Below are 17,039 nucleotides of genomic sequence, written 5' to 3' on the forward strand. Positions count from 1 at the left end.
CGGTTCGTGCGGGGGGTAATTAGTAGCCCAAGTCAGCTACACGCGGAGCTTGCGCACAAGACTTGCGCCAAAGGGGCCAAAGGGGCGGGAACATTAAAAGAAGTTAAAGTTGTAGGCAAAGGCAATGGATATATTAAACCTCTTACAGTTACCAATATAACCTCAAATTATTAATGAAAAAATGATAAGAATAATTATTTCAACTATTGTATTATTAATAAGCTCGTGTGCATTAAGCCAAGAACGCTCAAAAATACCCGTCGTAAGAATAACAAATTTTGACATTTTGCATCTAGCAATTGACAATAATTGTATTGATTCAATTGGATATGAAAAAATTGATGATGGGCCTGATATAGGCGTTATTTCAATGGCCCTTAATGAAAATGACGTTTATTTAGCTGATAAATACCATGGAAATATAAAAAGGCTTAATCTTGTTTCTGGGAAAATGATATCAAGCGATATATTAAATTCACATCATCAGCCATGGATAAACGATATTTGTATTTTTGATCGACACCTTGTTGTTTTGAGTGATATAGACACTTGTTATATCTTGAATTTAGATCTTAACCAGATTGAATATTTCACTTTAGAAAGAGGAGATAAATTTTTTACAAAAATTGGAGATTCTTTATATGTATATAATTTATCTACACAAAAGTGTTTGAAGTTAAGTGATATATACAAGATTAGAAGAAAAGAAATTGATTGTGATATGCCCGATATCTGGAACAAATCTAATTTAATCAAGGATTATAGGTATTTAAAAGTAAATGGAAGTAGATTTATTATTTTTTTAAATCAGAAATTACAAATAAAAACAGAGTTTCCTCTGAATTTAATTAGATATGATGCAAGAAATTTAGATTTTAACAAAAAAAAATTAGTTTATTTTGGGTATAAAGATAACCAATTTATGATTTATGTGTATAATTTCAAGTAGCCTAAGTGATGCCATCAACTAGCCCAACCTACTATGGCTCAAGTCTTTCCGTCCGGTCCGAGCGGGGGTAATAAGTGGCCCAAGTCAGCTACACGCGGAGCTTGCGCACAAGACTTGCGCCAGTTGGGGGGGGAAAAATTAAATAATGTAAATTTTTTTACAATAATTTTAAATTAGAAGATGAAAAAAATATTTTTGAGAATCGGTTTTTGGTCAAATATCGCTTTATATGCAAGTTATTTCCTGCTTTTTTTAGCAGTGATTTTGAACCTTGAAAGCGTAAAATCATTTATTCTGAGTAGTAATTTTAATAATATAAAATCTATTATTTCCTTATTTGTAGTAATTTTTTGGATATATAATTTAATTCTGTGGTCAAAATACGATAAGAAGATAGGTAATTTTCTTTTATTGTTTTTTTTAATAGGAATCTATACGCCATTCTATTATTTAAAAGCAGTGAAAAATAAGTGGGTTTAGTGTTCCCGTCTAGCGCAGTTTTTCCGTTTGTTACATACACAGGAGAGAGTATTCAATAAGTATTCATATTTTCAAATGAACTTTCAGCCTAAATACAGATCATATCAAAAGAGAGTGTGGAATCAAATAAATGCAACCATTATTTTGTTTATTTCTATTGTAATGGTTTTATTCATTTTGTTGCCTATCACTAGTATTTTAACCATTTTGTATGGTTTGTTACTTGTTATTTTGATTTTAATTCTTCGAATCTCTGTTGTTCACAGGTTTTTTTTTAAACAATTAGAAATTGATAACAATGTTGGATATATTAGAATTATTGTTTTTAGGTATAACAAGTTGCACAGGGAATATTTTGCACCTTGTAAAGAGATTAAAATAAGCATTGAACAAGTCTTTTTTTCTTTACGGCCGTATTATTGCATGAAAATATATATGAATAATAATCTAATTTTAAAACAATACGAATGTAATTCATGGAAGAAAAATGATATGTATACTGTTTATAATGAATTTAAAAGATTAAAAAAAGAATTTGTAAAATCTAAAGATTAATATTTAATAAAATGTACTCAACCTCCACTGGTCCAGACTTTCCCGGCTCGTGTGGGGGGTAATTGGTGGCCCAAGTCAGCCACATGCGGAGCTTGCGCACAAGACTTGTGCCAGTTGGGGGGAAATTTAAGGCTTAAGCCAAAAACTATAAGAATTAATACCATTGTTCCAAATATTAACTAAAAAATTATGACAGTTATTAAATTAACCAAACAAATATTTGTATTTACATGTTTAGTACTTTCTTTATTGTCTTGCTCAAACAATAATCCAAAGCAAAAGGAGAAAAAATTGCATACCAAAAATAAATTAGTTAATAACAGCCTGAAATGCAAACTTGTTGGTGATGATTTACCAAATAAGCTAAACAGATCCTTAAAATTTAAAAATGTTCAAACAATAATATCAGATTTAAATGATGACTCTAAACCAGATTCTATTTTTATAGATAAAATAATCAAATGGACTGATAGTGATGGGAAAATAAATGATTGGGATGACCCTGGTGAATTTCATCGGATACGTATATTGATATCTGGTGATTTACCGGTAATCTGGATAAATGTAGATGGTTGGGTCTCAAACAAGGGACTTTCGTATTTTGACAGTACCTTTAACAAAAAGAATATTGTTAATTCAAATTATATAACAGTTAAACGTTTTTTAGGTAGAGGTAAATTAATTTTTTGTACAGGTTATACGTATGCCAGTAGTCCCGGACTGTTAACAATTATACAAATAAATAACAAGCAACCTAGACTGATTTTTAATAAGGAGGCATATCTAGTTCAACTAAAAAGTTTAAATAAAAATGGCTTAATGGCTCTTGTTACGAGTAATTGGGATAAATATCAAATTGAACATGAGAGAAAAAGTAGTTATAAAGTTTATGTATTTGAAGATGGGTTTTGCTATAATAAAGAACTTTCAAAATCTTTTAAAGGAAAGGATTAACCCCTAACTGGTTCAAGTCTTTCCGCCCGGTCTGTGTGCAGGTTTATTAGTGGCCCAAGTCAGCCACACGTGGAGCTTACGCACAAGACTTGCGCCAGTTGGGAAAGATCTTATAGAATCGGAAAAAACAGACAACAGAACAAAAATAAAGAAAAGAATAGAAAGTAATGATCTACGCATTAATCATTTATATGCTATCAGTAGCCATACCTGCAAGAAAAAATTATCTTCATAGTTCCCAACTTTCAATAGGGGTAAAAGCAATTCATTTAATTATTACATCTATTTTATTCATATATTATTTTAGTAATTTTAGAATGATGCTTTGGAACCTGTTTCGTAATGGAACAGAAGGTTTTTATACAATAAAAGGAGTTTATGCATATAATAAATCGACTGATTTAATTATTTCTATTTTATTTTTTGCAATTTCATTTTTTGTATCAGGCCTTGCTTTAAACTTAGCAGTAAGAGCTAAGAGTAGAAAATTATTATTGCTGACATCCCCCTTAATAATAATTGCTACCAGTTTTGATTTATACAAGTTTACAATAATTGAATCTATCTCTGAAAAAGACAATTTATTTCTTTTATTTATCATCTTGTTTATAGGAATATTCTTTGGTTTGATAAATTTATTCTACAATATAAAACCAGGAAAAAATATTTTTCGAGTTGGAGATAGTTAACCTGATGCCGTGTCCCACACTGGTACAACTCTTTCTGCCCGCAGGTTTATTAGTGGCCCAAGTCAGCCACATGCGGAGCTTGCGCACAAGACTTGCGCCAGTTGGGGGGCATTAAACGAAGACAAAGAGAAAAAGATAATTAATAACTATGAATACAAATGTTTTTAAAACAGCATCTTCATTATATCCAAATATAATTTATTCTTGGTTAATTCGAACAATTGTTATGGTTACAATTTTTTTATATTCAATTTTCGAATTACCGTTATATCTTGGTATTCCATACATATTTATTGCATTCTATTTAATTTTTGTAAAATTCTTTCAATATAAATTATACCGTTTTTTTTATAGAATTGAATTTGATGATGATAAACAGATAATTACGTTTTATTATCGTGATAATATGATTAAAAAAGGGAAATATGTTTTGCCATATTCGGAATTAGAAATCTATAGGAGAAAAACCATTTTGTCAACATCTATTTTCATAAAAGATAAACGAAAAGAAAAGTTTTTCAGATACATCGGAGTCATATCCAAAGAATATTTTTTTGGTAATAAATATTGGAATAAAGAATTATTTAATTCATTATCTGAAAAGTTTGATAAGATATTAAATATAAAATGAATCCTTATTAGTGGCCCAAGTCAGCCACACGTGGAGCTTACGCACAGGACTTGCGCCAATTGGGGGTAATTTTTCCATAATTCTTAATCTTATAAAATAATTAAAATGAAAAATAAGGCAAAGTTTGTTTTTATGCTTATTGCAATTATTATATCTGAAATAACTTATTCTCAAAATAAAGTGATTACAATTGGCAATGGGCATTCAAATAAGGTAGATAGCTTGCTAATAAATACGATAAAAGATTATCAGAAGAAAATAATCAAAGATGATAAGAACTCAATAATAACAGCTAATATTAGGGCGATATCAAAAAGCAAGTTAGATGTTACCTTAGGCTATATTTTAAATGACTACGACCTTTCCTTTTACAAACCTTCATATGTTTTTTACACAGACAATAAAACTTGTGTGCTAGTGAGGGCAGATTCGACAGCTATAATTAATTACAAAGGGAATATTTCTTTTAAAATAATGACAGCTGTTCTGGCTGATAAGATTAAAGCACGACTAAATAATTCCAAAGAAGGTATTTATTCATATTCTCCGGTATACTGGATAATTTCCTATCAGAATGGAATGATTAAAATAACTAAGAATCTTTTAAAGTTGCCCCCTGGTTATTAGCTTTCTCCACCCCCCAACTGGTACAAGATACTGTGTTAAAATCCAAATTTATTTTCATTTCATTTTCAAAATGTTTTATTAATTTTGACACTATCTGAAAGAAGGCTTTGGTCGATACTTTGAACTGAAGTCTATCTTGTATAGTGGGAGTTTGTCTCCCACTATTTTTTTGCTTCGCAAAAAAGCCCCCCTCTGGCACGAGTCTTCCCGCGCGGCCCGTGCCCTGTGCGCCGGCAGGATTTAGGCAGAGCCAAACAGCCCGGAACTTCCTTACCCGAATGAACAAAGCTAACGGACAGATATTTTTATCTTTGTCGAATGAGCTGCAAGTAAAACGATTGATGTTGAAACCATATTATCATAATTATCAAGAGTATTGTGAAATAAAAAGTGTTTTAGTTTGGCCCAAGTCAGCCACGCGCATGGTTTACGCACAAGACTTGCGCCAGTGGGGCTTAAAAATATTATTGAAAATAAGTAAGTTACAAAAAAATACCGGAGGTTTAAACGAAAAAAAGCTGCACTCAAAAAGAGTGCAGCTTTTTCTTAACCTGTGGAGCATACCGGAATCGAACCGGTGACCTCTTGACTGCCAGTCAAACGCTCTAGCCAACTGAGCTAATGCCCCAAAAGGTGGGTGCAAAGATAAAAAAATTTCAAATCCACCTTGAAAAAGAAAAATTTATTCCGGCCGATATTTTTTACCACTAGCTAATTCCGGTTTTGACGCGCTGATAATATCTTCGTTTTATTGCCCTGTTTCCACTGAGTTTTGGATAGAAATTTTTCCGGTTTAAATCATTAAACCCCTTCGGGATTTCTGCAAAACCATTTTGGAAAAAAAGAAAACCATATGGAGGTATCGCATCAAAAAGAGAATCAGTCTTACCACAAAGGCTGCCTTTTCAGGCAGCCTTTGTGGAGCAATTCATTTAACCAGAAAAGAAAATTTATCGTTTTCTTTTGTATTCGTAATCTTTCCGTTCGAGTTCGTATTGCCGTTTTACTGCTTTTTTAAACTCGTTGAACAAAGTGGTTACTGCTTTCAGGACCTCTTTATTCTCCTCAGCCAGCAACACTTTTTTACTTTTCAAATCAATAGATGCACTTACCTTGTAAAGCGAAGACGATTTATCGAAAATCACTTCCAAAGTAAGGTCTTTATCATATTTTTTGAAAAGGTTTTCGTAGAATTCTACTTTTGAACGAATCAGCTCTTCAACCTGTTGCCGGGCTGCTTCTTCTACCTCTTTAATGTTTTTAATCAATAATTTAACCATAATATTTTCTTTTAATTTACTTCGATTATTTCAATTTTCATTCCATAACAAAATTAAAGATATAATTCCACAAAAACAAATCGTTAAAACAAGACAAACAGACACAATATCATTATGTTACAGGTTTAAAAAATAAATAAAGAAAAACCTGCCAATATTTCCTGCCATCCTGTAATACCGATTGAAAATCAAAATGCGCTTTTGGGATTGAAATGAACAAAAGCGCATTTTAAAATACAATGGGTATAATTTCGGAAGTGGATTCGTTTTTTCCGGTTGCTTATGAAAAAGTAAAACCTATTTTCCGGCTTTTTCCTGTTCCATCCGTTTCAATTCTTTTTTCAGAATTTTCCCGGTGGGATTTCTCGGAAGATCATCAACAAACGCTATAATTTCCGGTATTTTATATTTTGCCAGTTTATCGTTAAGATACGTTTTGATTTTTTCTTCCGTCAAAGCACCGGGTTCAGAAAGAATGATAAATGCTTTTACGCGTTCGCCCAACGCTTCGTCAGGCACGCCAATCACAGCCACATCTTTTACTTCCGGAAGAGTTTCCAGGGCCATTTCTATTTCGCGCGGATAAATATTTTCGCCGCCACGATTGATCATATCTTTCTTACGGTCAACAATGTAATAAAACCCGTCTTCATCCTGATAAGCGATATCGCCCGTATGTAACCATCCGTTTTTAATGGTTTCGGACGTAGCTTCCGGATTATGAAAATAAGAGAGCATCACCGCATCGCCTTGAATGCAAATTTCTCCTTTTTCGCCCTGCGGTAATTCATTGTTTTCATCATCCATGATTTTAATTTGCTGACTGGGAATTGCCAAACCAATTGATCCGGCCTTCCGCTTTCCTAAAGGCGGATTTACCGTTGACAAACCGGTAACTTCCGTTAAACCGTATCCTTCAATAATCTCCACATTAAATTTCTCTTTAAAACCATTTATCAATTCGACCGACAACGGAGCAGCACCACAAAAAGCAATACGCAATTTTAATTTTGAACGATCAATAGTACTGGAATCAATGGTATAAAAAACATAATTATACATGGCCGGAACGCCCATGAGGATGGTTGCCTGATGGTCAATAATAGACGGCCAGAAATCAGCAGGAGAAAAAGCTTTTCGGATACTGATGGTTTGTCCGGCAAAAGCTACCGGAAAAGTCCATACACAAATAGGATTGGTATGATACATCGGCAAAAGCAAAAGCATCACATCGCCTTCCTGAAAAATACCAATGGTAGACATGTCACGACAAATGGAAAGTTGTCCTTTGTTTGATAAAAGGATTCCTTTGGGCTTTCCTGTCGTTCCTGATGAATAGAGCAACAAAAAAGGATCGTCTTTTTTTTGCGGAACAAAAGTCTCGGTATCAGGATATTTTTCAAGAATGTCTTTCAGCTTCACCGAAGCGATTTTGACCTTATGCTTTGTTCCGGTAACAACTTCTATCACTTCCGGTTTGTGCCTTGACAATTCATATCCTTTGGCAAATTCTTCCATAAACTCGCTCCCGACAAATACCATTTTCGGTTTTGAATCTTCAAGAAGATAGGCTATTTCGGGCCCTTTCAACATAAAATTAATGGATCCGGCAATGGCTCCCAGTTTTTGAATACCAAACATGGCATAATAAACTTCCGGAGAATTCATGATCAAAATCGACACTACATCGCCTTTTTTAACCCCTTTTTCTTTCAGAAAATGCGCTACTTTATTGGCCCGGCGATTGACTTCGCCATACGTTATTACCTCATCATAAAAAAGAACATAGGGTTTGTCCGGGTTTTCTTTAACCCGGGTTAAGAACATTTCGGCTACACTGTCAAATTCAATTTGCCGGTTTTTTAAAAAGGGTAATTCCTGCAGCGGAACAGAGGGCATTCCGTCTGCTTTTATATTTTCAGGTTTCGATGAATTCATAATAAATCGTTTTATTAAAAATTTAATAATCAGGTTAATAAATCATTTTGAATTTCCGGGACCGTTCTGTCCCGGAAACTTTCAGGAAAAAAATCCGGTGTTTATTCTCCAGCAAATAAACGCCGCGGATTATCAGCAATAATGGTATGAATTTGTTCGTCGGTTACTCCCCGTTCTTTTAAAGCAGGAATAACATGCTCAAACAAATGAGTAGGATACCAGTTGGCAATAAGCGGAAGAGCCTGTTCCGGAATTTTCAGCGGACGCCCCAGCCAGGTAATAATGTAATCGTGTGCAATCATGATTTTATCAGCATGACCGCTTTTGATAAGCTCGGCCAGCACATCATAGCGTTGTTCGTCCATCGGACAACCGGCCAATCCCTGTAATCCCATACGATCCCACGAAACATAAACGCCGTACTTTAATGTTTCCAGCTGATAGTTGATATCCAGGTTATCGGACATGTGCCCGATTTGAATCCGTTTCGGGTCGGCGCCGGCTTCCACCAATAATTTGGCTTGCTCGGGTCCCATGCTTCCTTCGGTGGTATGTGTAATTATAGGAACACCGGTTTCTTTTTGCACACGGGCAGCTGCCAGGAATATCCGTTTTTCGTATTCTGTGATCTCTCCTTTGCTCGATCCTACTTTTATCACACCGGCTTTGATTCCGGTATCCCGAATTCCGCGGGTAACTTCGGTATAAAACAATTCGTACAATTCATCACTGATATCACCCAGTGTACTCCGGAAATTCCAATAGGCAGAACCTCCCTCTTCTTCGTAATAATAACCGGTGGAGCAAAGAATATTCACCCCCGATTTTTCGGCAATTTCTTTATAAATTTCCGGTTGTCGCCCCTGGTCGTTGGCCGTAGCATCCACATACGTTTTTACTCCCAGCGCTTTCAATTTCAACAAGGCTTCTACTCCGTTGTTTATTACCGATTCGCGATCAAGAGGTGCAATGGTCTGGTCTCCCTCCCATCCGGGATAACCATAGCAAATGTGTTCGTGCATAAGGGTAATACCCAATTCTTCGGGCATAATTTGCCCCGTTACCGTGTTTACTTTTGTTTGATTCATGTTACTTTTTTTTGGGTTAGTTAATTATATTTATTCTGAAAATCAGACAGCGTAAAACAGTTTTTGTTTTTAGAAAAAGTAAACAGGCAAAACGATCCTTACCCAAAAATCTCCCTGTAATTTTTGCCCACAACTGTTCAAAGATAACAATAAAATTCAATCAATCAAGTATTTCGATAAATTTAACAAGCCAAAACCACATTTATAATTAAGAAATCTGGCCAAAAAACAACCATTTTTATATCTTTACACTTTACCAAAAAGCAAGATGAAACGCCTGTTTATTGCCCTAAAAATTGAACCCAACAAAACTTTTTTAAAAAGCTATAACGCTTTGCAACAGGCTTTGCAATTTGAAAAAATCAGTTGGGTAAAACCGGAAAATATTCATCTTACCCTGAAGTTTCTCGGAAAAACACCGGATGAAAAATTACCGGTTATCCGCAGAGCATTACAGCAGGTCGTTCAGGATACCGCTCCTTTTCAACTAAAAATTGCCGGAACCGGTATTTTTGGCAGTTCGTACAAACCCCGGGTAATCTGGTTTGGAACCGAACCCAATCAGGATATGATGCAATTGGGCGAACAGGTATTAAATCAACTGGATCAAGCCGGTTTTCCCCGTGACCGGCAGAATTTTGTTCCGCACCTTACCATTGGACGCATTCGCAAAATCGAACACAAAAAATTATTTCAGGAAGCCATAGCTGCCCACCGCAACGACTTTTTGCAGGAAACACCGGTGGACAAAATCATCCTGTACCAAAGTCTGCTAAAACCGGACGGAGCCGTTTACAAACCGGTAATGGAATTTGCACTGAAAAAAGAATAACCCTTAATATTAATCTTATGTTCATTTTTAATTTTCGAAAAATAGCGGCCCTATTTGCTGTTATGGCAATGACTTTTTTTATTTCCTGTTCTGCCCCTTCGCATTCAGATACCGGTTTACACAAAGGAAAAGTGATCATCGCCGGCCACATAGACAAAACCCAAAAAGATCCAATGGTCATCTCTTTAACCGGAAGATTACTCATTGATAATTTAAACCAATCGGACATTATCGATTCTACCGGTAGTTTTCACATGAGTTTTCAATTGTATCATCCGATAGTTATCTTTTTAAATTACAAATGGACACGATATCCTTTGTATGTACGACCTGGTGATAGTTTGTATATCCGGATGTCGGCTAACGAATTTCTGAACAACAGATACCCTTCCTGCCAAATAGAGGGCCCTACGGCAAAAATATCGGAAGAAATTGAACAATTTACCCGGTTTTCCCATCAATTCAGGAAAGACAACCCCAATACCAACATAGAATTACCGATAAATCAATACTTCACCTTTTTGAAAAAAAGAATCCAAAAAGGTGATTCGCTGATCCGGGCTTTCGATCAAAAAGTCCATCCTGAAAAATTGGTACTCAACTATGCAAAATATGATATCCTGTACGGCACAGCTAACCGTTTGGTTGATTACGCTGCTTACCGGTACCAGAAACATATTCCATTTCATCAGGAAAAAGAATTATTTACTTCCCGCCTTTTTCCTGTAGATAATGATAGTGCCTTGATTTCAGGAATGTATTTAGATCATCTGTCTCAATATGTATTGTTTTATTATCTGCAGGATACGGCTGTAAAAAACTTGATGAAGGAAAAGAAAATGGTAGCTGCTTATGCATTGGTACTCAACAAAATTATGAAAAATGAAAAGCCAGGGCTCAGCCGTGATGTAATGTATTACAGCTATTTAAACAATGGGTTATCGTATCCCAGAATTGAAAAATATTTTTTAAAAGTAATGAATAAAGGAAAAATTTACAAAGGCAACAAGTTGTTGTATGATAAGATAGAAAATTACAAAAAAGCCCTTGAAAAAGGAAATCCGAATGTTGCCATCATCAATCGTTTTACCGGAAAAGAAGAAAAGATTATGGGTAATTTTTTTCCTGATTTACTCAAAAAATATAGCGGAAAAGTCATTTTATTGGATTTATGGGAAACCTCCTGTGGCTCCTGCATCTCCGAATTTCCTTTCGCCACAGATCTCCATAAAAAGTACAAAGGAAAACCTGTGGTTTTTGTCAACATCTGTATGCATTCCAATGTGGAAAATTGGAAAAAACTGGTGAAAAAACTACATATTTCAGGGGTTAATTATAATCTCAACCAGAGTCAGTCGGCACTTTTTATCAGTAAATTTCCACATTTTATCGGTTTTCCCACTTACGTTTTGATTGATAAAAACGGAAACATTGTGGATAGAAAAGCACCCCCTCCCTCTTCAGGAAAAATGCTTACCGATGAGTTGGATAAATATTTAAATGAATAAGAATTTATCAATCTTTCAGGTCGGGTTCGACCTGAAAGATTAATCATTTTCTTCTCCGAACTTTTCTTTCCACTGCTTGCTAAATGATTTTTCGGCAAATTCAGGCAGCTCGCGCCGCGGACCCCAAACTTTTTCCATAAAGAGTCCGGCACCAAAATTTTTCATTTTGCCGCCAAACATATCCAGTCGCTTACGCGATAAAAGAAATTTGGTAGAAACCTGGACGCTTTTTTTATCGAAATAGGTATAAAATCCGTTTTTCACCGCATCATCCCGATTGACCAGCATCAGCTCATGGAGCGGAATTTTCACCGGACACACTTCGGTACATTTTCCACAAATTGTACAGGCAAAACTCAAATGATTATAATCTTTCAGTCCTTTCAAATACGGCGTAATTACCGAGCCTATCGGACCGCTGTAAGTGGTATCATAAGTATGTCCGCCAATGTTTTTATAAATCGGGCAGGCATTTAAACAGGCTCCGCACCGGATACACGACAAAGCCTGGCGTTGCCGTTCTTTTGCCAGTATATTGGTTCGGCCGTTATCCAGCAAAATCACATACATTTCTTCCGGACCATCTTTTTCCTCTGCCTTTTTCGGCCCGGTAAGAATGGAATTATAAACTGTCATGTTTTGGCCGGTTCCGTGTGTAGCCAATAACGGCCAGTACAAATCCAGATCTTCCAGCCGGGGAATTAACTTTTCGATACCGGCAATGGCAATATGAATTTTCGGAAACGACATGGACAACATGGCATTTCCTTCATTTTCAGTTACTGCAATCCCCCCGATATCGGCAATCAGAAAATTGGCTCCGCTGATTCCCATATCAGCCTCGACAAATTTCTTACGCAATAACTTACGGGTATAAAGGGTTAACTCTTCGGGAGTCAGTTTTTCGTCGGTATTGAATTTTTTATGATAAAGCGCGGCAATGTCTTCTTTTGACATGTGCATGGCCGGTGTAACGATGTGATACGGTTTTTGCCCGGCTTGTTGTACAATAAATTCTCCCAGGTCCGTTTCGAGTGATTCAATATGAATCTGCTGAAGATTTTTGTTCAGTTCCACTTCTTCGGTGGTCATCGATTTGGATTTTACCACCTTTTTTACCTTGTTTTTCCGGGCAATCTTAAGTATTTCATGAATGGCTTCGCGGGCGTCGGCAGCCCAGATAACTTTACCGCCATTCTTAGTAAAATTATCTTCAAACTCAATTAAATACTTATCTAAATCGTTAATTACCTTGTATTTAATATATCCGGCTCGTTCTCGTGCCAATGAAAGATCGGAATAAATCTTTTTCCCTTTTTCCACTGCCCGATCGTACCGCGAAATATTGAATTTTATTTTTTCGCGATGCACTTTGTCAAAAGCCACTTTTTCGGCCTTTTTCAGAAATGTTTTCTTTTGAACTGAACTTTTCACCGACCTTTTATTTTATCGTTTTCCCGATTTTTTCCACTCGTTGTGCATGACGGCCTCCTTCAAAAGGCGTATTCAAAAAAGCTTCCACCATTTTCCAGGCTTCATCAAAGGTAACATACCTTCCGGGGAGTGAAAGAATATTTGCATTATTATGCTGTCTGGTTAACCGGGCCTGTTCTACATTCCAACATAATCCGGCCCGTACATTCGGGTATTTATTAGCTGTCATCTGGGCACCATTGCCACTGCCACACATAATAATTCCCCTTTTATATGTTCCTTCATTAATGGCATGAGCCATCGGATGAATAAAATCAGGATAATCCACACTATCGCCCGAATCGGTACCGAAATCTTTTACATCATAACCGGCATCTTTCAACTTGTAAATAATAAAATCTTTCATCCAGTATCCACCATGATCAGATGCCAATGCCAAAGTTTCTCTTTTTTCTTCCATTGTTCATAAATTTTTCATTGACAAAATTAAGCAAATTTATCAGCCACACGAAAACCATTGACAATGAACAAATTTTAAAAAATGAAAAAATGGGGGTATCTTAAATAAGATACTCATTCCCAAAAAATTAAAATTTATCAAACACCATTGTTAATATCTGCGTAAATTTGTTGAATAAAAAATGAAAAAATCCAGGTTATGAACAACCAAATGGATAAAAGAATCCGGTTACCCTTTTTGGAGGGTTTTTATTAAATCTTTTCAGAGGGTTTTCAACATCAAACAGGTGTATTTAACGGTATTTTTTATGAAATTTGTAACTTATCAACAAGCGGTTAAAAAGATGGTGAAAACACTGATATAAAAAAATTTAAATGGTGATAAACTGTCAGGTAAATGTTCATAAAAACGTATTTTATAAAAAGCAAATTTTAGATGATCTTTTTTTCACCAATATGAACAGGCATATAATAAATAAGAAGTTTTTTAAATAAAAAAAGTTAATATAAGTCGAATTGTTAAAAAGGAAATAATGGACTATAAAAACGAAATACAGAAATTAAAAAAAGCCAAAAATGCCATTATTCTGGCGCACTATTATCAAATTGGCGAAATACAGGATATTGCCGATTTTGTGGGTGACAGTTTAGGACTGGCACAAAAAGCAGCAGAAGCCCATGCGGACATTATTGTTTTCGCCGGTGTTCATTTCATGGCAGAGGTGGCCAAAATCATCAATCCGGATGCAAAAGTACTACTTCCGGATATGGAAGCCGGTTGTTCGTTAGCCGATTCCTGTCCTTACGACGATTTTGCTGCTTTTAAAGCACAGTATCCCGATCACATGGTCATTTCGTATATCAACACTACGGCGGCTATCAAAACTTTGTCGGATGTTATTTGTACTTCGGGTAATGCTGTAAAACTGGTCGAATCGTTTCCGAAAGATCAGAAAATCATTTTTGCTCCGGATCGTAATCTGGGGGGTTATGTAAACCGGGTTACCGGACGGAATATGGTTTTGTGGGACGGAACCTGTGAAGTACATGATATTTTAACCGCTGAGGCCGTTTTAAAGTTGAAAGAAGAAAATCCGGAAGCCAAAATTGTTGCTCATCCCGAATGCCAGCAGCAAATTCTTGAAATAGCCGATTTTGTAGGTTCTACCACCGGATTATTAAAATTTACCCGTACCGATCCGGCAAAAAAATTCATTGTGGCTACCGAAACCGGTATTTTACACCAAATGCAGCTGGATTCGCCCGATAAAGAATTTTTGGTTGTTCCTTCTGATGAAACCTGTTCGTGCAACGATTGTCCGTATATGAAGCTTAATACCATGGAAAAGTTATATTTGGCATTGGAAAACGAAACGCCTGAAATTGTCATGGATGAAACCGTAATGGAACAAGCCCGTAAACCGATAGAACGTATGCTTGAAATTTCCAGAAAACTAAAAATCATTTAATTATGAAAAAAAATATACTGCTGCTTTCTGTACTTGCTGGTTTATTTTTGATGGCTTCCTGCTCAAAAACCATTTATTTTACGCAGGATATGCGTCAAAATTTGACCAAAAACTACCTGAGTATTGATAAAATTCAATTCTATAACTCGAAGAAAATTGTTTTGCGGCGTAATTTGAGTTATGCCGAAACGAAAGTGGCACGGGGTAAAATTAATTTCGAAAACGGACAGTATGTTGAAAAAATCATTATTCCGAAAAAAACACCCGGGGTAGCTGTGGGAGAAGGAAAAGATTACATCAATGTAGCTTTTGAAGACGGTCCGCACCGGTTTTTGAAATTCGTTTTGAATGATAAAAATGAATATCAATTATCTGCTGAAAAATGGGTGCAGGGTTACGGAAAAATAAAATATGATACCCTCTCCTATTATATTGAGCCCGAAAGCAGTAACGCTGTTCTGAAAGTTATACGGAACGATAATTATAATTTACAAAAAAATACCCGGCGTTTAAAAGGCCGTACCGTTTCAGGACATTAAAAGACTATTTTTACACGTTTTTGTTGAATAGAAAATAATTTATGACCAAAATATTATTGAAACTGTTTTTTTCTGTGGTTTTTTTGCTGGTTTCTGTTTCTTCTTTTGCCCAGCAGAAAAACGATACCATTCGTTCTAACGGATATTGCGTGTTTCATTATCCTGACGGGAAAATATCCAGTGAAGGATTTATGCGTGACGGAAAACCGGATGGATACTGGAAAAATTATTACGAAAACGGCCGGTTAAAATCGGAAGGGAATCGTAAAAATTTCCTGCTGGATAGTTTGTGGAAATTCTATGACGAAAAAGGACACCTGACGGTTACAATTCAGTACAAAAACGGTAAAAAAAACGGATTCCGCACAACCTATCAGGGAAAAAATGTGGTCAAGGAAAATTTTGTTAATGATGTCAAGCAGGGATACACTTATTATCTTTATCCCAACGGAAAAGTAAAGATGAAAATTCCGTTTAAAGACGGACTGGAAGAAGGAACGGCTTATGAATATGCACCGGACGGACGGATCATACAAATCATTACCTACAAAAAAGGATATGTGTACAAACGGATGCGTATTAATCGCTTTGATGCCAACGGACAGCCGGACGGAAAATGGATGTGGTTTTATCCGGATGAAAAAGTAAAAGAAGTCGGGTTTTTTCATCATGGTTTAAAAAACGGATACTTTAAAACCTATGATGAAAAAGGAAACCTGATTGCTACCGTAAAATATGTAAACGGTGAAAAGGAAAAAAAGGCCGAAGCACTTTCGCAGCTTGAGGTGCGAACCGATTATTATCCTGACGGAAAAATAAAAATCCAGGCAACGTATAATAAAAAAGGATTACCCGAAGGAATTATGCGGCAGTATGATGAATCCGGGAAAGTGAAAAAAGCTTTTGTTTTCCGGAACGGACGGAAAATTGCCGAAGGAATTTTTACCGATGCCGGCGAACGGGAAGGTTTCTGGAAAGAATACTATCCTGATGGAAAACTAAAAGCTTTTGGAAATTATCATAAAGACCTGAAAACCGGAATATGGAAATATTTCTATCCTGACGGAACCCTTGAAGAAACCGGAAAATATGTGGATAACGAACCGGATAGCCTTTGGCGATGGTATTATCCTGACGGAAAATTGTTGCGTACCGAGAATTTTTACGAAGGACAGGAAGACGGAACTTATACAGAATATGACGAACAAGGAAATGTAATTACCAAAGGAGAATATGTAGAAGGAAAGAAAGAAGGAAAATGGGTTTTTCATACCGGTGATGTAAAACGGGAAGAACAGTATGCCGACGGACAGTTAAACGGTTGGAGCAGATATTATTATAACGACGGAACCCTGTTTTATGAAGGCAAGTTTATTGATAATCTGCCCAATGGCGAACATAAGTGGTACTGGCCCAACGGAAAATTAAAAGAGGTGGGAACCTATTCCATGGGACGGAAAAACGGCGAATGGAAAAAGTATGACCAGGACGGAAATCTGATTATCAGTATCACCTATAAACATGGAAAAGAGGTAAAAGTAGACGGCGTGAAAGTGAATTGACCGGTTTTATAAATAAATAAATACATAAAATCGTTTAATATTACT

14 protein-coding genes and 1 tRNA gene are annotated in these 17,039 nt (G+C 36.0%); 9 read left to right on the forward strand and 6 right to left on the reverse strand.

The annotated features are described in order from the left end of the window. The first annotated feature begins 181 nt into the window (after window positions 1-181). From LA303_RS00840 to LA303_RS00855, 4 genes are all read left to right on the forward strand, one after another. A complete protein-coding gene (locus tag LA303_RS00840; RefSeq protein ID WP_240526051.1) occupies window positions 182-949 on the forward strand; it encodes a hypothetical protein in 768 nt (255 codons plus the stop codon). 1,224 nt (window positions 950-2,173) lie between these two features. Beyond that, entirely contained in the window at window positions 2,174-2,938 is a 765-nt protein-coding gene (locus tag LA303_RS00845; RefSeq protein ID WP_240526052.1) for a hypothetical protein, read from the forward strand. A 167-nt stretch (window positions 2,939-3,105) separates the two neighbouring features. Next, window positions 3,106-3,627, forward strand: coding sequence for a hypothetical protein (locus tag LA303_RS00850; RefSeq protein ID WP_240526053.1), 522 nt, complete (start codon window positions 3,106-3,108; stop codon window positions 3,625-3,627). 736 nt (window positions 3,628-4,363) lie between these two features. Then, window positions 4,364-4,885: a hypothetical protein gene (locus LA303_RS00855; protein WP_240526054.1), complete on the forward strand. Its 522-nt coding sequence runs from the start codon at window positions 4,364-4,366 to the stop codon at window positions 4,883-4,885. 554 nt (window positions 4,886-5,439) lie between these two features. On the opposite strand, the gene LA303_RS00860 is transcribed toward LA303_RS00855, so the two are convergent. The 4 genes from LA303_RS00860 to LA303_RS00875 form a co-directional block, all read right to left on the reverse strand. Continuing rightward, a tRNA-Ala gene (locus LA303_RS00860) sits at window positions 5,440-5,513 on the reverse strand. A gap of 322 nt (window positions 5,514-5,835) precedes the next feature. Beyond that, window positions 5,836-6,165: a hypothetical protein gene (locus LA303_RS00865; RefSeq protein ID WP_240526055.1), complete on the reverse strand. Its 330-nt coding sequence runs from the start codon at window positions 6,163-6,165 to the stop codon at window positions 5,836-5,838. A gap of 297 nt (window positions 6,166-6,462) precedes the next feature. Next, window positions 6,463-8,103 (reverse strand): class I adenylate-forming enzyme family protein, encoded by a 1,641-nt coding sequence (locus tag LA303_RS00870; protein WP_240526056.1) that lies wholly within the window; start codon window positions 8,101-8,103, stop codon window positions 6,463-6,465. A gap of 101 nt (window positions 8,104-8,204) precedes the next feature. Beyond that, entirely contained in the window at window positions 8,205-9,191 is a 987-nt protein-coding gene (locus LA303_RS00875; protein WP_240526057.1) for a phosphotriesterase family protein, read from the reverse strand. A 268-nt stretch (window positions 9,192-9,459) separates the two neighbouring features. Here LA303_RS00875 and thpR point away from each other — a divergent pair, with 268 nt between their 5' ends. Together thpR and LA303_RS00885 are read left to right on the forward strand one after the other, a co-directional pair. Continuing rightward, the gene (gene thpR / locus LA303_RS00880) at window positions 9,460-10,023 is read left to right on the forward strand and encodes an RNA 2',3'-cyclic phosphodiesterase (RefSeq protein WP_240526058.1); all 564 of its coding nucleotides are present in this window, start codon (window positions 9,460-9,462) and stop codon (window positions 10,021-10,023) included. A 17-nt stretch (window positions 10,024-10,040) separates the two neighbouring features. Further along, window positions 10,041-11,531, forward strand: a complete 1,491-nt coding sequence (locus LA303_RS00885) for a TlpA family protein disulfide reductase (RefSeq protein ID WP_240526059.1) — start codon at window positions 10,041-10,043, stop codon at window positions 11,529-11,531. Between the two features lie 39 nt (window positions 11,532-11,570). Here the strand turns inward: LA303_RS00885 and LA303_RS00890 are convergent, their stop codons facing one another. Both LA303_RS00890 and rpiB read right to left on the reverse strand, forming a co-directional pair. Continuing rightward, window positions 11,571-12,965: a LutB/LldF family L-lactate oxidation iron-sulfur protein gene (locus LA303_RS00890; RefSeq protein WP_240526060.1), complete on the reverse strand. Its 1,395-nt coding sequence runs from the start codon at window positions 12,963-12,965 to the stop codon at window positions 11,571-11,573. Window positions 12,966-12,972: 7 nt separating this feature from the next. Next, complete coding sequence (rpiB, locus tag LA303_RS00895) at window positions 12,973-13,425, reverse strand: ribose 5-phosphate isomerase B (protein ID WP_240526061.1); 453 nt, start codon at window positions 13,423-13,425, stop codon at window positions 12,973-12,975. 532 nt (window positions 13,426-13,957) lie between these two features. On the opposite strand from rpiB, the gene nadA reads away from it, so the two are divergent. The 3 genes from nadA to LA303_RS00910 are packed head-to-tail and all read left to right on the forward strand — an operon-like array spanning window position 13,958 to window position 16,994. After that, window positions 13,958-14,893: a quinolinate synthase NadA gene (nadA, locus tag LA303_RS00900; RefSeq protein ID WP_240526062.1), complete on the forward strand. Its 936-nt coding sequence runs from the start codon at window positions 13,958-13,960 to the stop codon at window positions 14,891-14,893. A gap of 2 nt (window positions 14,894-14,895) precedes the next feature. Continuing rightward, entirely contained in the window at window positions 14,896-15,432 is a 537-nt protein-coding gene (locus tag LA303_RS00905) for a hypothetical protein (RefSeq protein WP_240526063.1), read from the forward strand. 41 nt (window positions 15,433-15,473) lie between these two features. Continuing rightward, window positions 15,474-16,994: a toxin-antitoxin system YwqK family antitoxin gene (locus LA303_RS00910; RefSeq protein WP_240526064.1), complete on the forward strand. Its 1,521-nt coding sequence runs from the start codon at window positions 15,474-15,476 to the stop codon at window positions 16,992-16,994. The last annotated feature ends 45 nt before the right edge of the window (window positions 16,995-17,039 follow it).

It is taken from the genome of Candidatus Sulfidibacterium hydrothermale, assembly GCF_020149915.1.
Lineage (GTDB): Bacteria > Bacteroidota > Bacteroidia > Bacteroidales > F082 > Sulfidibacterium > Sulfidibacterium hydrothermale.